At 64.0% G+C, this 24,486-nt stretch carries 22 protein-coding genes; 9 read left to right on the top strand and 13 right to left on the bottom strand.

What is annotated here, in order from left to right; genetic code table 11:
* Positions 1 to 34: 34 nt before the first annotated feature.
* Positions 35 to 1,339, top strand: a complete 1,305-nt coding sequence (locus BMX92_RS08320; protein ID WP_093014908.1) for a homoserine dehydrogenase — start codon at positions 35 to 37, stop codon at positions 1,337 to 1,339.
* Between the two features lie 7 nt (positions 1,340 to 1,346).
* Here the strand turns inward: BMX92_RS08320 and BMX92_RS08315 are convergent, their stop codons facing one another.
* Positions 1,347 to 1,808 carry a hypothetical protein gene (locus BMX92_RS08315; protein ID WP_256213318.1) on the bottom strand — a complete coding sequence of 154 codons (462 nt, stop codon included), beginning with the start codon at positions 1,806 to 1,808 and terminating at the stop codon, positions 1,347 to 1,349.
* A gap of 105 nt (positions 1,809 to 1,913) precedes the next feature.
* Here BMX92_RS08315 and glpX point away from each other — a divergent pair, with 105 nt between their 5' ends.
* On the top strand, positions 1,914 to 2,897 hold the full coding sequence (glpX, locus tag BMX92_RS08310; RefSeq protein ID WP_093014733.1) for a class II fructose-bisphosphatase: 984 nt from the start codon (positions 1,914 to 1,916) through the stop codon (positions 2,895 to 2,897).
* Between the two features lie 57 nt (positions 2,898 to 2,954).
* Here glpX and BMX92_RS08305 read toward each other — a convergent pair whose 3' ends face one another.
* The 8 genes from BMX92_RS08305 to BMX92_RS08270 form a co-directional block, all read right to left on the bottom strand.
* Positions 2,955 to 3,332: a MerC domain-containing protein gene (locus BMX92_RS08305; RefSeq protein WP_093014902.1), complete on the bottom strand. Its 378-nt coding sequence runs from the start codon at positions 3,330 to 3,332 to the stop codon at positions 2,955 to 2,957.
* An 82-nt stretch (positions 3,333 to 3,414) separates the two neighbouring features.
* Positions 3,415 to 5,190: a sensor domain-containing diguanylate cyclase gene (locus BMX92_RS08300; RefSeq protein WP_093014730.1), complete on the bottom strand. Its 1,776-nt coding sequence runs from the start codon at positions 5,188 to 5,190 to the stop codon at positions 3,415 to 3,417.
* Between the two features lie 96 nt (positions 5,191 to 5,286).
* A complete protein-coding gene (locus BMX92_RS08295; RefSeq protein WP_093014727.1) occupies positions 5,287 to 6,753 on the bottom strand; it encodes a glycerol kinase in 1,467 nt (488 codons plus the stop codon).
* On the bottom strand, positions 6,750 to 8,255 hold the full coding sequence (locus tag BMX92_RS08290) for a glycerol-3-phosphate dehydrogenase (RefSeq protein ID WP_256213317.1): 1,506 nt from the start codon (positions 8,253 to 8,255) through the stop codon (positions 6,750 to 6,752). Before BMX92_RS08290 ends, BMX92_RS08295 begins: the two co-directional genes overlap by 4 nt.
* Before the next feature lie 154 nt (positions 8,256 to 8,409).
* Entirely contained in the window at positions 8,410 to 9,015 is a 606-nt protein-coding gene (locus BMX92_RS08285) for a hypothetical protein (RefSeq protein ID WP_093014724.1), read from the bottom strand.
* 132 nt (positions 9,016 to 9,147) lie between these two features.
* Complete coding sequence (gene clpS / locus BMX92_RS08280; RefSeq protein ID WP_093014721.1) at positions 9,148 to 9,558, bottom strand: ATP-dependent Clp protease adapter ClpS; 411 nt, start codon at positions 9,556 to 9,558, stop codon at positions 9,148 to 9,150.
* 121 nt (positions 9,559 to 9,679) lie between these two features.
* Complete coding sequence (locus tag BMX92_RS08275) at positions 9,680 to 10,708, bottom strand: phasin family protein (RefSeq protein WP_093014895.1); 1,029 nt, start codon at positions 10,706 to 10,708, stop codon at positions 9,680 to 9,682.
* A gap of 139 nt (positions 10,709 to 10,847) precedes the next feature.
* Positions 10,848 to 12,587 (bottom strand): PHA/PHB synthase family protein, encoded by a 1,740-nt coding sequence (locus tag BMX92_RS08270; protein ID WP_093014892.1) that lies wholly within the window; start codon positions 12,585 to 12,587, stop codon positions 10,848 to 10,850.
* Between the two features lie 143 nt (positions 12,588 to 12,730).
* Between BMX92_RS08270 and BMX92_RS08265 the strand changes: the two genes are divergently transcribed.
* The 3 genes from BMX92_RS08265 to BMX92_RS08255 all read left to right on the top strand — a co-directional run bounded on the left by BMX92_RS08265 (position 12,731) and on the right by BMX92_RS08255 (position 15,111).
* Positions 12,731 to 13,942 (top strand): LL-diaminopimelate aminotransferase, encoded by a 1,212-nt coding sequence (locus tag BMX92_RS08265; RefSeq protein WP_093014719.1) that lies wholly within the window; start codon positions 12,731 to 12,733, stop codon positions 13,940 to 13,942.
* A 141-nt stretch (positions 13,943 to 14,083) separates the two neighbouring features.
* Entirely contained in the window at positions 14,084 to 14,560 is a 477-nt protein-coding gene (locus BMX92_RS08260) for a DUF2721 domain-containing protein (protein ID WP_093014714.1), read from the top strand.
* Complete coding sequence (locus BMX92_RS08255) at positions 14,557 to 15,111, top strand: (2Fe-2S)-binding protein (protein WP_093014711.1); 555 nt, start codon at positions 14,557 to 14,559, stop codon at positions 15,109 to 15,111. The genes BMX92_RS08260 and BMX92_RS08255 overlap by 4 nt, the downstream gene beginning before the upstream one ends.
* Here the strand turns inward: BMX92_RS08255 and BMX92_RS08250 are convergent.
* The 3 genes from BMX92_RS08250 to BMX92_RS08240 all read right to left on the bottom strand — a co-directional run bounded on the left by BMX92_RS08250 (position 15,096) and on the right by BMX92_RS08240 (position 19,380).
* Entirely contained in the window at positions 15,096 to 15,905 is an 810-nt protein-coding gene (locus BMX92_RS08250; protein ID WP_093014708.1) for a DODA-type extradiol aromatic ring-opening family dioxygenase, read from the bottom strand. The two genes, BMX92_RS08255 and BMX92_RS08250, sit on opposite strands and share 16 nt — an antisense overlap.
* 384 nt (positions 15,906 to 16,289) lie before the next feature.
* Positions 16,290 to 18,848, bottom strand: coding sequence for an HWE histidine kinase domain-containing protein (locus BMX92_RS08245; RefSeq protein ID WP_093014705.1), 2,559 nt, complete (start codon positions 18,846 to 18,848; stop codon positions 16,290 to 16,292).
* Positions 18,841 to 19,380 carry a biliverdin-producing heme oxygenase gene (locus BMX92_RS08240; RefSeq protein WP_093014702.1) on the bottom strand — a complete coding sequence of 180 codons (540 nt, stop codon included), beginning with the start codon at positions 19,378 to 19,380 and terminating at the stop codon, positions 18,841 to 18,843. The genes BMX92_RS08245 and BMX92_RS08240 overlap by 8 nt, the downstream gene beginning before the upstream one ends.
* Before the next feature lie 243 nt (positions 19,381 to 19,623).
* Between BMX92_RS08240 and BMX92_RS08235 the strand changes: the two genes are divergently transcribed.
* The 3 genes from BMX92_RS08235 (at position 19,624) to BMX92_RS08225 (ending at position 22,017) form a co-directional block, all read left to right on the top strand.
* Positions 19,624 to 20,613: an RcnB family protein gene (locus BMX92_RS08235; RefSeq protein WP_256213316.1), complete on the top strand. Its 990-nt coding sequence runs from the start codon at positions 19,624 to 19,626 to the stop codon at positions 20,611 to 20,613.
* Positions 20,614 to 20,731: 118 nt separating this feature from the next.
* Positions 20,732 to 21,406: a prolyl hydroxylase family protein gene (locus BMX92_RS08230; RefSeq protein ID WP_093014699.1), complete on the top strand. Its 675-nt coding sequence runs from the start codon at positions 20,732 to 20,734 to the stop codon at positions 21,404 to 21,406.
* A gap of 140 nt (positions 21,407 to 21,546) precedes the next feature.
* On the top strand, positions 21,547 to 22,017 hold the full coding sequence (locus BMX92_RS08225) for an RcnB family protein (protein ID WP_093014696.1): 471 nt from the start codon (positions 21,547 to 21,549) through the stop codon (positions 22,015 to 22,017).
* Between the two features lie 357 nt (positions 22,018 to 22,374).
* Here BMX92_RS08225 and BMX92_RS08220 read toward each other — a convergent pair whose 3' ends face one another.
* Entirely contained in the window at positions 22,375 to 23,967 is a 1,593-nt protein-coding gene (locus BMX92_RS08220) for a lysine--tRNA ligase (protein WP_093014693.1), read from the bottom strand.
* Between the two features lie 140 nt (positions 23,968 to 24,107).
* On the opposite strand from BMX92_RS08220, the gene BMX92_RS08215 reads away from it, so the two are divergent.
* Entirely contained in the window at positions 24,108 to 24,458 is a 351-nt protein-coding gene (locus BMX92_RS08215) for a PilZ domain-containing protein (RefSeq protein WP_093014690.1), read from the top strand.
* Positions 24,459 to 24,486 lie beyond the last annotated feature (28 nt).

Below are 24,486 nucleotides of genomic sequence, written 5' to 3'. Positions count from 1 at the left end.
GCCGTCCGCAACCTTGGAAGGGAAAAACGCCGCCATGACCAATCTGCACCGCCATGCCCCGCTGCGCGTCGCGCTCGTCGGCCTCGGCACGGTGGGCGGCGGCGTCATTCGCCTGCTTGAGAAAAATGGCGACCTGATCGCACGCCGGGCCGGCTGCCCGATTCAGATCGTCGCCATTTCCGCGCGCGACCGGAACAAGGATCGCGGTGTCGATCTGTCGCCTTATGAATGGGTCGACGACATGAACAGCCTGGCGACTCGCGACGATGTCGACGTGGTGGTCGAGCTGATCGGCGGGGCGGACGGCCCTGCCCTCGCGCTGGCGCGCCAGTGCCTGACTCACGGCAAGCCCTTCGTCACCGCCAACAAGGCGATGCTGGCGCATCATGGGCTGGACCTGGCACGGCTGGCGGAGACCGGCGGCATCGCGCTGAAATATGAAGCGGCGGTCGCGGGCGGCATCCCGGTCATCAAGGGCATGCGCGAAGGCGCTGCCGCGAACGAGATCAGCCGCGTCTATGGCATCCTCAACGGCACCTGCAATTACATCCTGACCACGATGGAAAAGGAAGGCCGGGGCTTTGACGAAGTGCTGAAGGAAGCGCAGGATCTGGGCTATGCCGAAGCCGATCCCAGCTTCGACATCGATGGTGTGGATGCGGCGCACAAGCTGACCATCCTTGCCAGCCTGGCCTTTGGCACGGAACTGGATTTCGAGGCGGTCGCCACCACCGGCATCCGCGACGTCATTGCTGCCGACATTGCCGAAGCCGCGGCGCTTGGCTTCCGCATCCGTCTGGTCGGGATGGCGCAAAATGGTCCCGAAGGCCTGTTCCAGCGGGTCCATCCGATGCTGGTGCCGCTCGACCATCCGCTCGCCCATGTCGACGGATCGCTCAACGCCGTGGTGGCGGAAGGCAATTTCGTGGGTCGCCTCTTCTTCCAGGGACGCGGCGCGGGCGATGGCCCGACCGCATCGGCCGTGGTTGCCGATCTGATCGACGTCGCGCGCGATGAATATGGCGATGCCTTCGCCATGCCGGTCGCCGCGCTGACGCCGCAGAATACGGCCGACGCCGGCAAGCGGATCGGCCGCGCCTATCTGCGCTTCAAGGTACAGGATCGCCCCGGCGTGCTGGCCGAGATTGCAGCCGCCACGCGCGATGCCGGCGTGTCGATCGAAAGCATGATCCAGCGCGGCGCGAATCAGGCCGACGGCGTGCTGGTCGCCATCGTCACCCATGCGGGCGAAGAACGCTGCGTACGGGAGACGCTGGAGCGACTGGCTGGCTCCGACAGTCTGCTCGACGCGCCGATGGTGATGCACATTCTCGACTGACCGACCATCAATGCTGCCCGGCGCCTTTAAAGCGATCGGGCAGCGGCGGCGGTGGACTGATTTCCGCATCGGGATCGGCGATGGCGGTCACCGCCTTCATGAGCGCGCCGACCGCCTGAAAGACCGGCAGGCCGCCGGTGCAGCCCGCCCCCTGCCCGCCGACCACGCCACAACTGCCCTGCCGTACCGCAGCCGCCGACGCGCGGGGGGCCTCGCCGCGAACGGGGCTGGCGCCATCCGCCTCTTCGCGAGGCAGCGGCAGGCGTTCCTTTGCATTGCGCTCCGCCCGTGTCCCGCACACGACGATCGCGTCGCCGCTTCGATCGCACGGGCGGACCACCCGCGTCTTTTCCTTATAGGCCGCCATCAGCGGATCGGCATCCTCCTGCGCCTGAGCCGGCCACACCATCATCAGGCCGATCAGGAGGAGAAGGAAGCGCGCCATTTCAGGAGAAGAGCAATCAATCATGGCCACATCATGACGTGACCAGAGCGGCGGAAAAGCGCCTTCCTCGCTCGACAAGAAGCGGGCGACCTCCTATCGCCATGCCCATAAGAAAAGGCAGAGGAAATCATGGTTCAGGCAAGCTCGATTCTCGATCGCGTGCTGGTGCTCGAAATGGTCCGCGTTACCGAAGCGGCCGCGATCGCCGCGTCGAAGCTGATCGGTCGCGGCGATGAAAAGGCCGCCGATGCCGCCGCCGTGGAAGCCATGCGCCTTGCCTTCAACGACCTCTATATGGACGGAACCGTCGTCATCGGCGAAGGCGAACGGGATGAAGCGCCGATGCTCTATATCGGCGAAAAGGTCGGCAGCGCGATCGGCACCGGGCCGAAGATCGACATCGCGCTCGATCCGCTGGAAGGCACCACCATCACTGCCAAGGCCGGCCCCAATGCATTGGCGGTCCTTGCCATTTCCGAAGAAGGCGGCCTGCTGAATGCGCCCGACGTCTATATGGAGAAGCTGGCCATCGGGCCGGGCTATCCGGAAGGGACGATCGACCTCAACCGGCCGGTGCGCGAGAATATCGAGGCGGTGGCCAGCGCCAAGGGCGTCGATCCGCATGAAATCATCGTCTGCGTGCTGGACCGGCCGCGCCACGAGAAACTGATCGGCGAATTGCGGACGATCGGCTGCGGCATCATGCTGATCCCCGATGGCGACGTCGCCGGGGTGATCGCGACCAGCGATCCGGACACCACGATCGACATCTATATGGGATCGGGCGGCGCACCCGAAGGCGTGCTGGCCTGTGCCGCGCTGCGCTGCGTCGGTGGGCAGTTCAAGGGCAAGCTGATCTTCCGCAACGAGGATGAACGGGCCCGCGCGCGCAAATGGGGGATTCGCGACCTCGACAAGGTCTATGATCTGAAGGAACTGGCCAAGGGGGACTGCATCTTCGCGGCGACCGGCGTGACCGACGGGTCGCTGCTCGACGGCGTCAAGCGCCTGCGCGGCGGCAAGCTGACCACCCAGAGCGTCGTGATGCGCGCCAGCACCGGCACCGTCCGCTGGGTGAAGGGCGAGCATCGTATCGATAATAAGGGATTGTGAAGTAAGCGATTTGGTCCGGGAGGAAGCGCGGCCGGGCACCCTGCCCCACCGCTGCTGTCAGTGACTGGCGCGGTGGTTGAGATCGTGACCCAGCGCCAATATGCCAACGCCGATCAGCGTATAGACACCTTCCGACATGCCATGATCCATCGTCAGCGCACCGGCCATCACGCCGAGGCCCAACGATCCGATCGCAGCCGGCATCATGAAACCGTGGACGATCGCGCCATGGCCCAGCGCCACGCCGCCGAGCAGGATCGCCAGCACCAGTCCGGCTTCATGGAAAATCGGGCTTTCGAAAACCCCGCCCGCCGATGCCAGCAGCCCCAATATGACGGCGGTGGCAAAACAATGCGCCACGCACAGACCCGACAAGGCAATCGCGATCCGATCGATCCGGCCAGTCATCAGGGCATTGCGCAGGGTCAACTTCATGGTCGCCGCTACATAGGGCAGACCGACCAAAGTTACAATATAACATTGCGATTTTTTGGCGGCCAGACTTGGCTGGGCAAGGTCAGGCGGCCAGCCTCAGGCAATTGCGGCCGCTATGTTTCGCACGGTAGAGGGCCTTGTCCGCTGCCTCCAGCATCATCGACCGATCGGACCCGCCATCCAGTTCGACAAGGCCGGCGCTGAAGGTCACGCGGATCGGCGGTTCGATGGTGGTCGGATCGGCCAGCAGGGCACGCAGCCGTTCGCAGACCATGCTGGACCTGTCGATGTCGCTATCCACCAGCAGGATGGCGAACTCCTCCCCGCCCAGTCGGCCGATACTGTCGATGCCGCGCAGGCCGAGGCGCATCCGCTCGACAAAGCTGCTGAGCACGCGGTCGCCGGCGCCATGACCATAGCGGTCGTTCACCGACTTGAAATGATCGATGTCGATCAGCAGCAGGCTGGAGCGCGCACCCATGCGGGCCCGTGCAATTTCGTCGTCCAGCTTCTCCAGAAAGGCGCGACGGCTGTCGGCGCCGGTCAGCGAATCGCTGGCGGCGACCTGTTGCAGCGCGCGCTGGCGCGCCTTGTGCCGGGAGATGTCGCGGATCATGCTGACGATGCCGCTTGGCTGGCCGCGTTCATCCACCACGGCCCGCGTCACGATCTCACACCAGTCGAGATCGCCGGTCGTCACCAGCGGCCGGAACTCCACCTTGTGGATGCTGCCGGGTTGCATCAGCGCGCGATGGTGCGCGGCAATCACGACCGCGCGGTCCTGTGGGTCGACAAGGTTGGCGGCGGACTGGCCCACCAGCAATTCCGGTGCGCAACCAATTTGTTCATGCGCGGAGGGTGAGGCATATTCGATGACGCCGTCCACGCTGATATTGAGCACCACGTCGCCGCTATGTTCGGCGATGGTGCGGAAGCGGGTTTCGCTCTGCTCCAGCATCCGGAACAGGCGACGGCGCGCATGCAGTTCGGCCGCCACCGGCATGCAGAGCAGGAAGCTGAGCGCCAGATAGAATTGGAAGAACTGTACTCGTTCTCCGGCGGTCCCGGGAATCATGGTCAGCGGTCCGACCCCCGACATGGTCGCCACACCGCCGATCAGGGCGAGAATGATGATCGATGCGGCGGCGCCGATCTGGCCCACGCGAAAGGCGATCAGCACCAGCGGCAGCAACGGCGCGAACAACATGGGATAGCGCGCCCCATAGAAGATATGGAATGTGCTGATCGCAAACAGCGTCAGCAGCAGCGCGGCCTCCACCTTTTCGTGCCGCGATGTTTCGCGCCGCCAGCGATCAAACTCGCCTTGAAACAGCATGATCAGGATCGGCGTACAGGTCAGGCCGCCCAGGACATGGCCGGTATACCATTGCAGCCAGGACGCACCGAAGGACACGGGCGTCAGCTGCGATGCCACGGCAGCCGCCATCAGGCCGGTGACGATGTCCGCCACGCCGCTCAATGCCAGAATGAAGACGATGAGCGGACGAATCGATTCGGTCACGCGATGATCGGGCACGAACCGGCGGCAGAGAATCGCGACGATCAGCGATTCGAGCATGTTGATCGCCGCCATCGGAATCGCCGCGATTGGCCCCATGCCGAACAAGGCGGTGGCGGCCGTGCTGGCGACCGCGCAGGCGATGATCGCGCGGGGCCAATGCGCGGTCCGCGTCGTCAGCAATTCCGCCATCAGGAAGGCATTGGCGCCCCAAAGGAAAGCGAGGCCGCCTTCGAATCGCGAAATGATCAGCGCAATGGATGCCGCAACGAAATAAACGCCGCCGGTTACCAGCGGTCCCCACAGGGAGGAAGGTTGTCTGAGGGCGGCCCGTAGCATGTTGCGATCGTGGCTAGAGCCTCAATCTTAATATTTATTGCCAGTGCATGACGATGATACTGCCACGGAACGAATTTTTAGTCGGGTGCGAGTAACTTAGAGGCTGGCCGCAACCAGCGATCGCCATCCTGCCAATCGTCGCGAACGGTCTTCATCCGTCATTGCCGACGTGAAGCGGGTGCGGGCTGGCACCATTGCCATCGCGGCCTCCAGCGTCGGGTAGAGGCCTGCCCCCACACTGGCCAGCATCGCCGCGCCCCGCGCCGTCGTCTCCACATCAGCGGGACGTTCCACAGGCAGCGCCAGCATGTCGGCCATGTCCTGCGCGACCCAGTCATTGGCGCTCATACCGCCATCGATCCGCAGCGCTTGCCACGGCGCGCCATCGGCCGCAAAGGCGGCGGCCAGATCATGGACCTGATGCGCCATGGATTCGAGCGCGGCGCGCACGATATGCGCCCGTGTCGAGCCATGGGTCAGACCACTGATGCTGCCGGTCGCCTCCGGCCGCCAATAGGGCGCGCCCAGCCCGGACAGTGCCGGCAACAGATAGACGCCGCCATTGTCCGGCACCGATCGCGCTATCGCATCACTATCGGCGGCGGCGGCGATCAGCCCCAGCCGGTCACGCAGCCACTGGATCAGGCTGCCGGCGACGAAGATCGATCCTTCCATCGCATAGAGACGGCGACCACCAAGCTGGCACAGTATGGTGCCGAGCAACCTGTGGGTAGAAGAAGGGAGGGTATTGCCGGTCGACGCCAGGATGAAGGCACCGGTGCCAAGCGTCGCCTTGACCGCACCGGGCGTCAGACAGGCCTGACCGATGGTCGCCGCCTGCTGATCGCCGGCCAGACCACAGAGCGGGATCGCCCCCCCCAGCAGCGCCGGCACCGTCGTGCCGAAGGCGCCAACATTGTCGACAATCTCCGGCAGCGCCGATGCAGGCACGCCGAACAGGGCGCACAGGTCGGCATCCCATCCGGGCCCGTCCAGCGCCAGCAACTGGGTGCGGCTGGCATTGCTGGCGTCGCTGACATGCAGGCCGCCGGTCAGCTTCCACATCAGCCAGCTTTCCACCGTGCCCAACGCCAGATCGGGTCCGGCCGCCGCGACTTGCGGCTCATGATCGATCAGCCAGCGCATCTTGGTCGCGGAGAAATAGGGATCGATGATCAGGCCCGTGCGCCGCTGGATCAGCGCTTCATGTCCCTGTTCGCGCAGACGATCGCACTGGTCGGCGGTGCGGCGATCCTGCCAGACGATCGCGCGGCTGAGCGGCGCGCCGGTCCGGCGGCTCCATGCCACCACCGTCTCGCGCTGATTGGTGATGCCGATCGCCGCGATCCGGTCCGCCCCGCCCACCTGCGCCACCATCCGGCGCGCGCAATCGAGCGTCTTGCCCCATATCTCGGCGGCATCATGCTCTACCCGGCCGGGGCGGGGATAATATTGGGTCAGGTCCGCCTGCGCCGTCGCGACACGCGCACCGTCGGGCGCGTAGAGCATCGCGCGGGTCGATGTCGTCCCCGCATCCAGCACCAGAATCAGGCGCTCGTTCACGGCCTCTCCTTTACCCATCGATCCAGTCTTTCCACTTGGCGCCCGTCCAGCCGCAGCCCCAGCTTGCTGCGCCGCCAGAGAATATCCTCACTGGTCCGCGCCCATTCGCGGGTGATCATGTGCCGCACTTCCGCTTCGGTCAGGCCATGGCCGAAATCCTCGCCCAGCGCGGCCTTGTTCCGCGCCATGCCAAGCCAGGACCAGGACGTCGTGCCATAGGCGCGGGCGATCCGGTCGATCGTCTGCGCGTCCAGAAAGGGATAGTCGGACGCCAGCCGGGCGGTCAGATCGGCAAGGCCGGTCATGGCAAAATCGCCGCCGGGCAGCGGCGCATCGGCTGTCCAGTCATCGCCCTTCAATCCCGGGAGGCAGGGTTTGAGCCGGTCCACCGCTTCGGCGGCGAGATGACGATAGGTGGTGATCTTGCCGCCGAAGATACTGAGCAAGGGCGGCAGCCCCTCCCCGCCATCCAGTTCCAGCCGATAGCCGCGCGTGGCGGCTTCCGGCTTGTTCGATCCATCGTCGATCAGGGGGCGAACGCCGGCATAGGACCAGACGACATCGGCGGGGCTGATCTGCCGCGCGAAATAGCGATTGGCCGCCTCGCACAGATAGGCGACCTCCTCCTCGCTCGCGACGACATGGTCGAGGCCATGTTGATGATCGCGATCGGTGGTGCCGATCAGCGTGAAATCCCGCTCATAGGGAATGGCGAAGACAATGCGGCCGTCGGGCAGTTGAAAGAAATAGGCGAAGCCATGGTCGAACAGGCGCGGCACGACGATATGCGATCCGCGCACCAACCGCATGGAAAGCGCGGCAGGGCGGTGCGCCCGGTCGAGCAGGTCGAGCACCGATGGCCCCGCCGCATTCACCACGGCGCGGGCGGCGAAATGGTCCGTTTCGCCGTCGGGCCTGCGCACAAGGATGCGCCAATGATCCGGCCTGCGCTCCAATTGCAGGACTTCGGTGCGAGTGTGTATGTCGGCGCCCCGGTCAGCAGCGTCACGGGCGTTGAGCAGGACCAGTCGCGCGTCGTCCACCCATCCATCCGAATAGCAATAGGCCGGGCCGAACGTCGGCTGGAGCGGCACGCCGGCCGGATGGCGGCGCAGGTCGATCGCCTCCGTCGGCGGAAGGGCGCGGCGACCGCCGATATGGTCGTAGAGAAACAGGCCGAGGCGCAGCATCCAGCGCGGCCGCAATCCGGGGGTCCATGGCAGGACGAAACGCATCGGGTGGATGATGTGCGGCGCGATCGCCCAGAGGCGTTCCCGCTCGACCAGCGATTCGCGGACAAGACCGAATTCGCGATGCTCCAGATAGCGCAGCCCGCCATGGATCAGTTTGGTCGAGGCGGACGATGTGCCCTGCGCCAGATCGCCCCGCTCCAGCAGCAGCACGCGGGCGCCCCGCCCCGCCGCATCGCGGGCGATACCGCACCCGTTCACGCCGCCGCCAATGACGGCAAGGTCGTGGATATCGGTGCGCGCCTCGATCACGTCCCATGCTGTAGGACGGCCGGGCGGATGAGGGAACCGGGAAAGCCATAACCCGGCGGTAGCCTGTCAGCCACCGCCGGGCCTTCGTCAGTCCCCGGACGAAGGAAGTTGGCCTGAGGCCATCCGGAGCGAGCCCCCGCTCGCCCCGGACGGATCAGGCGAGGCTGTCGACCAGCAGGCCGCTATTGCTGCTGTCGGCACTGCTCGCGGCGCTGCCGTAGAGCGACTGCGACATGCTGGCGCGCAGATTTTCGAGAAAGGCGATCATCGAATCGAGTTGATCCGTGACGCTGCTGTCGGTGGCGCTGACGGTGCTGCTGTCGCTATCTTCATCGGTCGCTTCCGATGGCGGCGGGCCGGGCGGTGGCCCGCCCATGCGGCCGGGGCCGCCAACGCCGCCCATGCCCTCGATGCTCATGCTGTCATCGCTGCTGGCGTCGGCGCTCTGCACCGACCCGCCCGGCCCCTGAGCGAAGAAGCTCTGAAGCGCGCTCGCCTGTTCTTCCGTCAGCGTACCGGCCGACACCTGTTCGTCGATCAGCGAATCGATCCGGTCCTTCATCTCCGACGGGTCGAGCCGCGAGGTCGTTTCGCTCGCGGACGAAGAAAGCGCGGTGTCGATCGAATCCAGCGCGGATTCGAGCGCCGTGCTGTCGACTTCCGACAGCGAACCGGCCTCCACGGCGGCATCGATCTTGCGATCCATGGACGCGCGTGGCGAAGGTGGCATTGCCATATTATAGTTGGTGATAGTCGTCATGATTGAAGTCCCCACTTCAGTTCAGCAGGGACATCATGCCGACAAGGTCTAAAAAACCTTGTATTTCAACGATATAATTTATTGAAATATTGGCGCTACAATGGTCAAGGCAGAGTTAATGCGCCGACCGGATCAGGCCTTTTCCAGCGTGCATTGCAGCGGATGCTGATTCTGACGGGCAAAATCCATGACCTGATTCACCTTCGTCTCCGCAACTTCATAGCTGAAGATGCCGCAGACGCCCACACCGCGCTGGTGCACATGCAGCATCACGCGCGTCGCTTCCTCCATATCCATGCGGAAGAAATTCTGGAGGACATGCACGACGAATTCCATCGGCGTGTAATCATCATTCAGCATCAGCACCTTGTAGAGCGACGGCTTCTTGGTGCGCGTACGGGTGCGCGTGGCGATGCCGACGTTCGGCCCGCCCGGGCCTTCGCCCTGGTCGTCCTGATCCCGGCCCGCCATCTGGACGGACCACGCCGATGCGGTGGTGAGATTATTCATGATGGACAGGAATATGGCGATTCGTCCGGCCATGGCAAGGGGGCGACGTGGTTACTGACCACTTGCCCTTTGCCTTTATCATCAAAGCGAAGGGCGCCCCTTCCCCATGGAAGAGACGCCCTTCAGGCTATGACTTGGCGATTTCGCAGGCGCCTCAGGCGGCCAGCGACTTCACCTTGTCGGTGACCAGGGTCACGCGCGCGGTCAGCGGCTGGGCGACATCGCCGGCCAGCTTCATGAAGGCTTCGCTGCTCTTGGCAGCTTCCTTCGTGAATTCGTCGAAGCTGCTCGACAGCAGCTGGCTTTGCAGCTGGAAGAATTCGGTCGGCGTCTTGACGGTCGAGAGGCTCTTGAACGAAGCAGTCGCCTTTTCGAAATTCTTCTTGCTGTAGTCGACGGCTTCCTGACCCAGCGTCTCGATGCCCTTGGCAGCGATCTTGCCGGATTCGACCAGCGCTTCGACATTGCCCTTGGCCAGGTCGCTCAGTTCCTCGATCGCCTTGGACGACTTTTCAACGCCGGCCTTCGCCTTCGCGTTAAAGTCGGTGTAGGCGGTTTCGAACTTGGCCTTGGTTTCTTCGGCAAACTTCTTTCCGGTTTCGATGACGTCGGTCATGATTTTCGTTCCTTCTGTGGCGGGCAGCAGCGTTGTCGCGATGGTTTCGGCCTCTTGCGGCAGGCTCTCTGTGATTTCGGTATCGGGTTCAGGCGCAGCGGGTTCAGGCGCAGCGGGTTCCTCGACCGGTTCAACGACGGGCGGTTCAGCGACTGGCGGTTCCGGCTCCGGTTCGGGCGCGGACTGTGGATTGGTGTCGATCGGTTTCACGCTCGCAGCTTGCGGGTTCGTATCGATCGGCTTCACACTCTTGGCCTGAGGATTCGCGTCGATCGGCTTCACGCTCTTGGCCTGAGGATTCGCATCGATCGGCTTCACGCTCTTGGCCTGAGGATTCGCGTCGATCGGCTTCACGCTCTTGGCCTGAGGATTCGCGTCGATCGGCTTCACGCTCTTCGCCTGAGGGTTCGCATCAATCGGCTTCACGCTCTTCGTCGCAGGCTTGGGCTTCGCTGGCGCGGTCCCGATCGCCGCCTCGGCAGCCTTTAGCGCTTCACTCGCCGACAAGGTTGCCGCGCCCGTAGCATTGCGCGGCTTGTTTCTCGGGGTCTTCGGGGTATCGGCCATGACCATCCTCCGTTTGTTGCACTGCACAATATAGGTTTCGTTGGCGGATTGCAAGACGCATTGTGCAGTGCAGCAAAAACGTCATCTGCACCCGTAGCCAAGGCCCTCCACCCTATCCACAAAGCCGAAAAACCGTGTCTTACCGGGCCTTTACGTAGCGGCCCGGCGCATCCTCGATCGCCTTGCTCTTGCCCTTGCCCGGCACCCGCGCGCCTTTTACCGGCACCTGGCGCGAATCAAGGCTTTCGATCCAGACGCGCCAGTCGGGCCACCAGCTGCCCTTCGTCTCCTTCGCGGCTGCGAGGAAGGCGTCGAGAGTCGGCATATGCTCATCACAGGCCCAATATTGATATTTGCCCGCGGCGGGCGGATTGACGACACCGGCGATATGGCCCGACCCCGCCAGCAGGAAGCGGATCGGCCCGGAGAGATTTTCTGTCAGCTTCCACACGCTCTCCAGCGGGGCGATATGATCTTCCCGGCCGGCCTGGACATAGGCGGGCGTCTGCACTTTGGTCAGGTCGATGGGCGTGCCATCGACACTGATCGCGCCAGGCACGACCAGCAGATTGTCGCGATAAAGCTGGGTCAGATAATCGCGGTGCCAGCGCGCCGGCAGGTTGGTGGTGTCGCCATTCCAATAGAGGAGGTCGAAGGGCGGATAATCCATGCCCAGCAGGTAATTATTGACGACATAATTCCAGATCAGGTCGCGCCCACGCAGCAGGTTGAACGTCACGGCCATATAGCGCCCGTCCAGAAACCCCTTGGACGAGAGCCGTTCGACCATCTTCATCTGTTCATCATCGACGAACAGCGTCAGGTCGCCGGCCTGGCTGAAATCCACCTGCGCGGTGAAGAAAGTGGCGCTGGCGACCTTCTCCGCCTCGCCCCGCGCCGCCAGCAGCGCCAGCGTCGCCGCCAGCGTCGTGCCCGCCACGCAATAGCCGATCGTGTGGACGCTTTTCACCTTCAGCAGATCGCGCACCACATCGATCGCGTCGACCTGTCCTTTCAGGATATAATCGTCCCAGACCAGGTCCTTCATCGAGGCGTCGGCCGATTTCCACGACACCAGAAAGACGCTGATCCCCTGATCCACCGCCCATTTGACGAAGCTCTTTTCGGGCGAAAGATCGAGAATATAGAAACGATTGATCCATGGCGGGAAGATGATCAGCGGCGTTTCCAGCACCATATCCGTCGACGGCGCATAATGGATCAGCTGATAGAGCGGGGTTTCGTGGATCACCTTGCCCGGTGTCGAGGCGATATTGCGCCCCAGTTCGAACTGGGTGCCGTCGGTATGGGTCAACTGGCCTTTTTCCAGATCGGCGAGCATATGCTGGATGCCCTTGACCAGATTTTCGCCGCCGCTCTCGATCGTCTTGGCCACCACCTGCGGATTGGTGAAGGGGAAGTTGCTGGGCGCGATCGCATCGAGCAGGCCGGTGGTGGCGAAGCGCAGCTTGGCCTTTTGCCGGGGATCGACGCCATCGACCGCGTCGGCCATCTTCATCATATAATCGGAAAGCAGCAGATAGCTTTGCCGGATGAGGTCGTAAAAGGGATGTTCGGTCCAGGCCGGGTCGGCGAAGCGCCGGTCCTTGCGAGCGGCCGGGCTGCCCGCCGGTGCGGGATCAGGCTGGTCGCGCAGCAGGCCGCCCGAATCGAGGAAACGCTGCCACAGCGCCAGTCCTTCATCGGCAAAGCCGGTCTGGATGCGCGCGAACAGGGCGGGATCGAAGGGGAGCGTCTGGCCGGTGGCGCCTGCCGCCTGCTCCAGCAGCAATTGCTGGGCGCGCCCGATCACCTGCGTCCATTGTTGCATATCGCCAAGGCTTGGCAGATGCGGCTCCAGGACGTCGGTCTTCTCCATGGCCACCTTGCTCCTCCTGGCATTATCGGTCTGCGCCGCTTTCGCTAGCATGTCACCTATCAGGCGGTTATAGCCCGATTGTGACATGCCAGCGGCGCGTCACGCACTATTCCCTACAGAGAGCTTTCAGGAAAGCCCCTATAATGTCCGAAGAATTTTACCGCATGAAGCGCCTGCCGCCCTATGTCATCGCCGAAGTGAATGCGATGCGAGCGGCCGCGCGGGCCGCGGGCGAGGACATTATCGACCTGGGCATGGGCAATCCCGACCTGCCGCCGCCCGACCATGTGATCGCGAAACTGATCGAAGTCGCGCAGAAGCCCAGCGCCCATGGCTATAGCCAGTCGCGCGGCATCCCCGGCCTTCGCAAGGCGCAGGCCAACTATTATGGTCGCCGCTTCGGCGTGGATGTCGATCCCGAGACCGAAGTCGTCGTCACGATGGGATCGAAGGAGGGCCTTGCGTCGCTGGCCACGGCGATCACCGAGCCGGGCGACGTGGTGCTGGCGCCCAATCCCAGCTATCCGATCCATACGTTCGGCTTCATCATAGCGGGCGCGACCATCCGGTCGGTGCCGACGACGCCGGACGAGAATTATTTCCGCTCGCTCGATCGCGCCATGGCCTTCACCGTGCCGCGCCCGTCGATTCTGGTGGTCAATTATCCGTCCAATCCGACGGCCGAGACGGTGGACCTCGCTTTCTATGAGCGCCTCGTCGCCTGGGCGAAGGAGAATAAGGTCTGGATCCTGTCCGACCTTGCCTATTCCGAGCTTTATTATGACGGCAATCCGACGCCCTCCATCCTTCAGGTGCCGGGCGCCAAGGATGTGGCGATCGAATTCACCTCGCTCAGCAAGACCTACTCCATGGCCGGCTGGCGCATGGGCTTTGCTGTCGGCAACAAGAAGCTGATCGCGGCGATGACGCGAGTGAAGTCCTATCTGGACTATGGCGCCTTCACGCCGATTCAGGCGGCTGCCTGCGCGGCGCTGAACGGACCGCAGGATATCGTCGAGAAGAACCGGCTGCTCTATCACAAGCGCCGCGACGTGCTGGTCGAAAGCTTCAGCCGGGCGGGATGGGACATTCCGGCGGCGCGGGCCTCCATGTTCTGCTGGGCGCCATTGCCGCCTGCGCTCAAGGACATGGGGTCGCTGGAATTCTCCAAGCAATTGCTGACCCATGCCAAGGTCGCGGTCGCGCCGGGCGTGGGCTATGGCGAGGATGGCGAAGGCTTCGTGCGCATCGCCATGGTCGAGAATGAGCAGCGGCTGCGGCAGGCCGCCCGCAACATCAAGCAATATCTCAAGTCCATGGGCGTCAACACGCCGTCGACCAAGGGCGCGGCCTGATCTTGCCATGGGCGCTCCTGCCCTGCGGGAGCGCCCAAGCAGATGAAAAGTGTCGTTTTGCGACGCATTTATACTCGACACCGCCCCTTGCCCCTCGTCCCGCGATGAAGGATAGATTCGCGGGATGAGAGGTGCCGTTTGATGATCCCCCTGCCCCAAGTCAGCCAGGTCGCCCAGACGATCCAGCTGGCGCTGGCCCCCGTCTTCCTGCTGGCGGGCATCGGCGCCTTCCTGAATGTCTGCGTCAGCCGTCTGTCGCGGATTATCGACCGGGCGCGCGATGTGGAAAAATGGGTGCTGTCCACACGGGGCAAGGAGCATGACCGGATGGTCGGCGAAATCCGCGTGCTCGACCGGCGGATGAGCGTGGTGAACAGCGCCATCTTCTTTTCGGTCGCGTCAGCCTGCGCCGTCTGTCTGGTCGTCATCCTGCTGTTTGCCGGAAACCTGTTCAACGCCCATCTGGGGACGCCGGTCGCCATCCTGTTCAGCCTGGCGATGGTGTTGCAGGCTGCGGCCTTCGCCACCTTCATTCAGGAAATCCGGCTGGCCTCGCGGATCATCCATATCCGCAATGAAGTGCTCTATCATCAGGTCGAGGAGGAAGAGGCGGCTTGACCCGCTTCACCGTCAACGACCGGCCGGTGCAATATCGCATGGACCCGGAAACGCCGCTGCTGTGGGCGCTGCGCGACGCATCCAACCTGACCGGGACCAAATATGGTTGCGGCACCGGCGGTTGCGGCGCCTGCACCGTGGATATCGATGGCGAGGCGGTGCGATCCTGCCAGGTGACGATCGGCAAGACCGAGGGGCGGTTCGTCACCACGATCGAGGCGCTGTCGCCCGATCGCGGCCATCCGCTGCAACAGGCGTTCGCGGCGGACAATGTGTCGCAATGCGGTTACTGCATTCCCGGCATGATCATGGCTGCGTCGGTGCTGCTGCGCCGGACCAACGATCCGTCCGACGAGCAGATCGACGCCGCCATCACCAATATCTGCCGTTGCGGCATCTATCCCCGGCTACGCGGCGCGATCAAGCGGGCCGGCCGGATCATGCGCGGTGAGGAGCAGGTCGCCGCCGCGCCGCCATCGGGCATCAGCCCGGAGGATGCGGCGCGGACGGTGCCTGCACTGGGCCGACCGACGGCTCAGCCGAAGCGGTAGCCCGAAACGGTCCAGCCCAGCACACTGCTGCGATGGGTGCAGGTCGCGGCGTCGTCGCCCCCCGCGCCCAGCGCCACCATCAGCGGCAGCAGATGCTCCTCGCGTGGGTGCGCGAAATGGGCATGAGGCAGATGATCCCAGTCGGCGACGCGCGCGGCGCGGCTCTGTGGATCGGGATCGGTGACGGCGGCCGTCAGGGCGTAGTCGAAGGCGGTCGACGGTGCGATCGCCTGTGCGCCACGAACGCGCAGATTGTGGAAGCTCATCCCCGATCCCACGATCAGCACGCCTTCATCGCGCAGCGGCGCAAGGGCGCGCCCGGCGGCGATATGGGCGGCGGGATCGAGATCATGGCGCAGCGACAATTGCGCCACCGGAATGTCGGCATCGGGCAGCGCCACCTTCATCGGGATGAAGACGCCATGGTCCCAGCCGCGCGCAGCCTCCTCCCCCGTGGCGAAGCCGGCCTGCTGCAACAGGGCGGCGGCGCGACGGGCAAGGTCCGGGGCGCCGGGCGCATCCCAGCGCAGTGTGTAGGTGTGCGGGGGGAAGCCATAATAATCGAACAGCAGCGCGGGCTGCTCGCCGACATGGACGGTGAAGGCTGCTTCCTCCCAATGGCCCGAGACGAGCAGGATCGCCTTGGGCCATTCGGGCAGGTCGGCGATCAGGCCGGCCAGATAGTCCTGCATCGGATGCCACATCGGATCGCTGTGCGGACGGTCAGGATCGGACGGGTCCATGAAGAAACAGGGTCCGCCACCATGGGGAATGAAGAGGCTGGGCAGGGTCATGGCTTACTCGGTTGTAGGAGAGTGCGGGCTTAGCTTCGCATCTTTCCCGCAAATTCTGACATTTTGTTGCTTCACCGCGATCCTATCGGAAAGTCCGGCAGGCGGCCTTCCATGGCCCGTAAAGGTGCCATGGGGGAGCGCGATAGGACAGAAGATCGGGCGCGGAACATGATCGACAGATCGGCGCGCGGCTGAGGGGATGCAACGGACAGGCTGGAAACTGTCCGTTTCGCTGTCGCGAACGGCAACCGGCGCGCCCTCACCTGTCATTGCGAGCGAAGCGAAGCAATCAACTGGCGCGCACATGGATTGCTTCGCTGCGCTCGCAATGACGATTCAGTGTTAGGTCATCCCGTTCCGGGTGCCGTCATACGGCCGGATCAATCAGGCTTCGATGATCGGGGCCAGGGCCTGTGCCAGGGTTGCGCCCGAATAGGGTTTCTTGAGCAGCACCACATTTTCGAACCGGCTGGGCAGGTCGAGGCCGTCGCCATAGCCGGTGGCGAAGAGGAAGGGGATGCCCTTTTCCGCCAGCAGGTCCGCGACCGGCAGGCTGGTTTCATGGCCCAGATTGAAGTCCAGCACGGCCATGTCCACCGACTGGATCGCGATTGCTTCGCGGGCGCGGCCGACGCTGGAGGCCGTCATCACCTCCGCCCCCAGATCGCGCAGCGCATCCTCGCCATCCATGGCGATGATCATATTATCTTCGACCAGCAGGACGTTTCGCCCCTTGAGCAGGCCGGCAGTAACCGGCGCGGCGGGCTTGGCGCGTTCCGTTTCCACCCGGTCGGGCAGCACCGACACGACATGGCGCGAGGGGATGCAGAATTGCGCCTCTATGCCCGCAAGGCGATAGTTGATCTCCGCATGGCCGCCCAGATCATAGGGGATGGAGCGTTCGATCACCGTCGAGCCGAAGCCGCGCCGGGTGGGCGCGACGACGGCGGGGCCGCCGCTTTCCACCCAGTCGAGCAACAGGCTGCCATCCCTATCGACGCGCCAGTCGATCGCAACCGTGCCATTATCCGACAGGGCGCCATATTTCGCGGCGTTGGTCAGCATTTCATGCAGCACCAGCGCCAGCACGGTGAAGCAGCCGGGCGTCAGCAATACATTGGGGCCGGTCAGCCGGACCCGGTCCCGCCGTTCGCCGAGATAAGCGCCGGCCTCCACCTCGATCAGGTCGTAGAGACGCGCGGGCGCCCAGCGATCGGCCGTAATCTGGTCATGAGCGCGGGCCAGCGCATGGACGCGGCTTTCCAGCGTGCCGATAAATTCGTCCACGGAGCGCGCGCTGTCGCGGGTCTGCGACAGGAGCCCGCGGATGAGCGAGAGGATGTTGCGGACGCGGTGGTTCAGTTCCGCGATCAGCAATTCCTGCTTCTCATGCGCCCGCTGCCGCTCCGCATCGGCGGAATCGGACAGGCGCAGGATCACTTCCAGCAGGGCGGTGCGCAGCGCTTCGGCCACGCGCAGTTCGGCGGGGGTGAAGGGCAAGGCGGTGCCCTGCACCAGTTGCGACCAGGCCTCGAAACTCTTGCGTGGGGTCAGGCGCGGACCGTTCGGCCCATAGTCGATTTCCTTTTCCGGATTGCCGGCCCAGCGCACCGAGCGAAGCTGTTCGGCGCGGAACAGCACGACATAGTCGCGCGGCCGGCGCGACAGCGGAATGGCGAGGATGCCGGACGCACGATCGGCATAGGCAGCCGCTTCAGGCAGCACGGCGGACAGGCAATCGGTGGTATAGACCTGACTGGCGGCGACCTGATTGAGCATGCCCACGATCGCGACGAAGGCCGGTTCGTCCGGCGTCAGGCCGGAAAAGGTCATCTGCCCATCGATATAGACGCCCACGCCATCGGCCGGGATGGTGTCGAAGATGATGTCGCCCAGCCAGCGGGCGTTGGACAGCAGATCATGATCCTGCGCCACGGCGGCGAGCAGTCGGTCGGCCACTTGCCGCGCCTTGCCCTCATAGGTGGCGGTATCGCCGCGCTCGCGGCTTTCCAGCATCATCGAGAAGATCTGGCCGAACAGTTCCGCCGCGCTGCGCTGGGCGAAGGTCGGCAGGCGCGGCGCATAATGGTGGCAGGCGAACAGGCCCCACAGCTTGCCTTCGACAATGATCGAGATGGAGAGCGAGGCGCCCACGCCCATGTTGCGCAGATATTCGATATGGATCGGCGACACGGCGCGCGTGATGCACAGCGACATGTCGAGCGCCGCGCCGGTGGGATCGAGCTGCGGCACGACCGGCACCGCATCCGCGCCGATATCCGCGATCACGCGGAAGATGTTGCGCAGATAGAGAGCGCGCGCCTGCGCCGGGATATCCGACGCGGGATAATGGAGGCCGAAAAAGCTGTCGATGCCGGGCTTCAGGGCTTCGGCCACGACTTCGCCATCGCCGCCATCGGCAAAGCGATAGACCATCACCCGGTCGAAACCGGTCAGCGCCCGCACCTGCCGCGCGCCATCGCGCAGGAAGGCGGTCATGCTGTCGGCCTGCGCCAGCCGCGCGACCATGGAACGAACGGTGCTGCTCGCCTCCATCTCGTCATGGGCGGCAGGTTCCGCCTCGATCACCACAAGCTGGCCGGAGAAATGGACGGCGACGTCGAAGGGCTGGCCGCCATCGATCAGCGGGATGGAGAAGAGGCGCTCGACCGAATCGGGGCCGCGCAGCAGGGTGATGCGATTGCGCAGCGAATGGATCGCCTCCGCGCTCAGCACGCCGCTGACCGGCTTGCCCAGCATCTCCTGCGGCGACAGGCCGATGAACTGCGCGCTGTTGGCCGAGACGCGCGACACCAGCCAGTCGGCGGTCAGGGCAATCAGGAAACCGAAGGGCTGGACCGTGCCCAGCACATGGATCGGTTCCCGGTCGCAATTGCTGAGGTCGACAGCGAAGCCGGGCGCGGTGCCGTTCCGATCAACCATGGACGGCGATCTTTTCGGCTTCCCCCGCCTGCGCGAACAGGGCGAAGGCGGCCAGAGCGCCCTGCACGGCGTCATCCAGCCAGCCTTCGCCGCCTTCCGCTGCGGCGCTGTCGAGCGCGCGCTGGAAGGCAATCCATTCGCCCTTGCCATGGACGGCGGACAGGTAGGCGCGAGGCAGCCCTTCGCCGACCTGTCGCGACAGCATGGCGCCACCCAGCCGCGATCCTTCCAGCGCATAGCGCAGGCCCCAGCGGAAGCCATCCGAATCGGGTGCTTCCAGCGGCAGCGGTGCGGGCAGGACGACATCCAGCGCCGCCATATCCCGCGCCAGCAAAGGAAGACGCCGCGATTCGGGCCGCGCAGCATCCTCCAGCGCGGGCAGCGCGCGGGCATGGGCGATCAGGAAGGCGCGATAAGCGCTAACCGAATCGAGCCTATGGCCCGCATAGATGGCGTCGACCCGGCGATGGTCATCCATCGTCGCTTCACGCAGGGCGTGGCGGATTCCGCCAACATCAGGGGCTATAGTCACATCATCGTCCTAGAGGCAGATCAGCGACACTGCACTGATCTGGATCAGCTTTTCGCTTGCAGGCTCCATTTACGGGGTGATGCGACACGAAACGGCAGACAGTGGAGGGTTCAGGGCGCGATGTCCATGGCCCGCGCGATTCTTTCAAATGGCTGACAGGATAGTTCAGCCTCTCGACATCGCGCCCGGTCTAGACAGGCATCATCAGGGGGCGATGTGCCCCCGCCGAGGAAAGACAGGACGATGTTCAGGAAGATGATGCTGGCGGGGCTGATGACCGCGACGGTGTTTGGCGGCATCGCCCCCGCCTATGCGCAGAGCGATCCGGGTCAGCGCGGCGAGCGCGGCAATGGCGGCGAGCGCGCGCAGCGGCAGGATGGCGGCGGCGAGCGGATGCGGGGCGACCGGGGGCCGCAGCAGCAGCGTGGCAATCCGCAGGTTCAGCCGCGTGGCGATCAGCAGGCGCCCTCGCGTGGCGACGCAGGCGGGCAGCGCTGGCAGCAGCGCGCCGGTGCGGGTGGTCAGATGAATGGCGGGCAGATGAACGGGGGCCAGATGGCGCCGCCGCGGCCCGATGCGCGCTGGCGCGGCGAACCCAATCTGCCGGCCAATCGCGCGGTCGAAAATGACGTGCGCATGCGCCGGGAACAACAGCAGCAGCAGCAGCAGCAGAATTGGCGCAATGCGCAGCGGGACGACCGTCGCGACATCAGGCAGGACTGGCGCAATGGGCGTGACGACCGGCGCGGTGACGGTCGGCCAGGCTGGAACAATGATCGCGGCAATGACCGGTCCGACTGGCGCAATGCCGGACGGAATGACGACCGGCGCTGGAGCGACAATCGCGGTGGCAACTGGAACAATGGTAGCTGGAATAATGGCCGTCGCTTCGACGACCGCACCCGCTGGAGCAACCAGCAGCGCTGGAATAATGGCTGGCGGCAGGACCGGCGCTATGACTGGCAGGGGTATCGCAATCGCTATGGCGACCGGTTCCGCATGGGCAATTATTATGCCCCGCGCGGATGGGATTATGGCTATCGGCGCTTTTCCGTCGGGATCATGCTGAACAGCCTGCTCTATTCCAACAGCTACTGGCTGGACGACCCCTATGCCTATCGCCTGCCGCCCGCTTATGGATCGCTGCGCTGGGTCCGCTATTATGACGATGCGATGCTGGTCGATATTCGCGACGGCTATGTGGTCGATGTGATCCATGATTTCTTCTGGTGATTAGGGCAGCGCCCTTCTCCCTTCCCCCTTCCTGAACTGGCCTTCAGGAGTCCTGGCCCCGGATCGGCAACGGTCCGGGGTCTTTTCATGCCCGCCCGCCCTGTGGCAGGAGGGCGACATGACCGACTTGACCGATGACGGCGGCATCGCTTCGCCCGCCCGCGCCCTGATTGGCGACACTGTTCGCGCCCGGCTGGACCGCAATCCGATGGTCAGCCGCATCGATAGCCCCCATCTGGAAATCTACGGCCGCCAGGGCTTTTTGAGTGGCGAGGAATGCGCGGGGCTGCGCGAGTTGATCGACGCCAGCGCCAAGCCGTCTTCGCTCTTTTCCGGCAGCGCCAATGCGGAATATCGCACCAGCCATAGCGGGAACCTCAGCCCCTGGAGCCCGCTGGTCGAGACGATCACCGACCGCATCTGCGCGCTGACCGGCCTGCCTGCGCCGCATGGCGAGACGTTGCAGGGGCAGCGCTATACGGCGGGACAGGAATATAAGGTCCATTGCGACTATTTCCCGGTGACGGCCAGCTACTGGCAGGACATGCGCAAGACCGGCGGGCAGCGGACCTGGACGGCGATGATCTATCTGTCGCCGGTGGAGGCGGGTGGCGAAACGCATTTCCCGCAATGCGAATTCATGGTGCCGCCGGTCGAGGGGATGATCCTGATCTGGAACAATATGGCCCGCGATGGCGCGCCCAACCGGTTCAGCCTGCACGCGGCGCGGCCGGTGGAACAGGGTACGAAATATGTCGTGACGAAGTGGTTTCGCGAGCGGCCGTGGGGATAGGAAGGGTTGATACAAACTGCGACATAAATGACTGGAATCTGACTGGGTCATTCCCCGGCCGTTCAGGGGCGGAGGGGCATATCTCCTTGTGTTGGCGACGAAGCCCAGAGGTTTCCGCCACAGATTGTGGGAGATTAGAGATGCGTAAACTGATCATATTGGGCCTGCTGGCCGCGACCGTCGTACCGAGCGTGGCGTCGGCCCAATCCTATGGCGAAGCGCGCCGCAGCGAGCAGCGCGTGCGTGAGGAACAGCGCGATCTGCGGCAGGCGCAGCGCTATGGCGATCGCCGCGATGTGCGCGAAGCCCGCCGCGACGTGCGCGAGGCGCGACAGGAAGCCCGCGAGGATTGGCAGGATTATCGCCGTTCGCACCGCGACGTCTATCGTGGCGGCAACTGGCGCGCGCCGTTTCGTTACAGCCAGTGGAATGCCGGCGCGCAGCTTCGCCCGGCCTATTATAACTCGCGCTATTATATCGCCGATCCCTATCGCTATCGCCTGCCCCGTCCGGGCGTGAACCAGCGCTGGGTCCGCCACTATAATGACGTCCTGCTGGTGAATGTCCGCACCGGCCGCGTGATCACCGCGCATCGGGCCTTCTTCTGGTAAAAGGCTGTTTGGAAAATGCGCGAAAGAGCGCATTTTCGATACGGCACCGGCCTTCAAACGAGGCACGTGACTCGTTTGAACCCCACCCGACCTCCCATCAGGATACCATGTCTGGACGGTCGGGTGGGGGGGCGGGCCGGTGCGGATGCGCCAGAGGCGCATGTCCAAAAAAAGGCGGCCCGGAATAGCGAATTCCGGGCCGCCTTTTTGCTGTTCCCCCCACTTGGCCGCGCCGCCCGTTTCCGGGCGCACGCGGCCGATGGCGTACGCGGGGCACGCCACCAGTCCGAAAGGGGGGTGGACCGTTGCGCGTAACGATCATGCCGCCAGATTGTTCCGCAGCATGGTTGATTCAGATCAAGAAGCGAGCGCCTCGGCAATCAGCTTGCGGCTGTTGTCGATGCCGTAGAGCGCGATGAAGCTGCCCATGCGTGGCCCCTGATCCGCGCCCAGCAAGGTCTGATACAGCGCCTTGAACCAGTCGCGCAGTTCAGCAAAGCCGAACGCCTCATCCTTGCCGATGGCATAGACGATATTCTGGATATCTTCGGCCGACGCATCGGCCGGCAGCGCGGCCAGTTCGCTGTCCAACTGGCGCAGGGCGGCGGCTTCGTTCGCGTGCGGTGGCCGGCGCTGGAGCGTGGGGGCGACGAAATCGCGATGATAGGCGAGCGCATGGCCGATCAGCGCGTCCAGTTCCGGATAGGTCTCCGCGCTGGCGCCGGGCACATAATTTTGCAGATAGCTCCACACCTGTTCGCGGCTGGCATCGCCCATCACGCCGACGAGGTTCAGCAGCAGGCCGAAAGTGACGGGCAGTTCGCCCTGCGGCAGCTTGCCATCATGGATATGATGCACCGGGTTGCCGAGCTGTTGTTCGATCGCTTGGCGTGGATAATTGGCGCGGAACTGCCAATATTCGTCCACTGCGCGCGGGATGACGCCCATGTGCAGCTGCTTCGCCTTCTTGGGTTCGCGATAGGCGTAGAAGGCCAGGCTTTCCTGCGGGCCATAGGTCAGCCATTGTTCGAGGCTGAGGCCATTGCCCTTGGTCTTGGAGATTTTCTCGCCCTTTTCGTCGAGGAACATCTCATAATTGAAGCCTTCGGGCGGGCGGCCGCCCAGCGCGCGGCAGATCTTGGACGATTGGGTGACCGAATCGATCAGATCCTTGCCCGCCATTTCATAGTCAACGCCCAGCCCGTACCAGCGCATCGCCCAGTCGACCTTCCATTGCAGCTTCGCGCCGCCCGACAGGATCGACTGTTCGATGATGTCGCCCCCAGGGACGGAAGTGTCTTCGAAGCGAACGATGCCCGCCTCGGCGTCGATCACCTCAACCGGCACCTGAAGCACGATGCCGCTCTTCGGGCTGATCGGCAGGACCGGGGAATAGGTCGCCTGCCGTTCCTTGCGCAGGGTCGGCAGCATGATGTCCATGATCGCCTGATAACGGCGCAGCACCTGCCGCAGCGCTTCATCGAAGGCCCCGGCCTTATAGCGCTCGGTGGCGGACACGAATTCATATTCGAAGCCGTAGCTGTCGAGAAAATCGCGCAGCATCGCATTGTTATGATGGGCGAAACTTTCGAACTTTTCGAACGGATCGGGCACCTGCGTCAGCGGCTTGCCCAGATGTTCTTCCAGCATCGCCTGATTGGGGACATTGCCCGGCACCTTGCGCAGGCCATCCATATCGTCGCTGAACGCCACCAGACGGGTCGGGATATCCGACAGGGCGTGATAGGCATTGCGGACCATGGTGGTGCGCAGCACTTCGTTGAAGGTGCCGATATGCGGCAGGCCCGAGGGACCATAGCCGGTTTCGAACAGGATATGCCCTTTCTCCGGCGCGCCGTTGGAATAGCGCTTGAGAAGCTTGCGCGCCTCCTCATAGGGCCAGGCCTTGGATGCGTTTGCGGCGGTGCGGAGAATGTCGGACACTGTCATAATGACGAAAGCCCCTAGCTGCTGGCCGATCGAAAGGGAACGCCCTTTGATGGCAATGCATGACAAAGCCTGATAAGAACCGTTCTCATATTTACTTTTAAGTAATTCTGCCTGCTATATTAAGCAGGATCGGAGGCGATATGCAGGTCAAACGTAGTCATGAGCGTATTACGGTGGAGATTCCCATCGTGGTGACGACCGTGCTCGACAGCCTGGAAGGCATGATCGTCGACCTGAGCGAAGGGGGCGCGCAAGTCGTGGGCTGCACCCTGCCGCCGCGATCACAATGCCAGCTCGATCTGGACGGCCATGTCGTATTCGGCACGGTACGCTGGTCCGAAGAGGACCGGATGGGCATTCGTTTCCCCTATGAACTGAATGATGGTCCGCTGTTCGACAAGCTGGAACTGGCACGCGCCGCCCAGCGTGCGCCGGTCGCCTTCCAGCCGCGCCTCAATGTCGCAGGCGGTTTTGGACGGCGCGCCGGCTGAAACAGGTTTTCCTTTTGTTCCCGTTCGC

The sequence above is a fragment of the Sphingobium sp. YR768 genome (assembly GCF_900111125.1).
In the GTDB taxonomy this organism is placed as follows: domain Bacteria; phylum Pseudomonadota; class Alphaproteobacteria; order Sphingomonadales; family Sphingomonadaceae; genus Sphingobium.
Note: the sequence above shows the minus strand (reverse complement) of the source record. Positions and strands in the feature narration are given on the sequence as shown.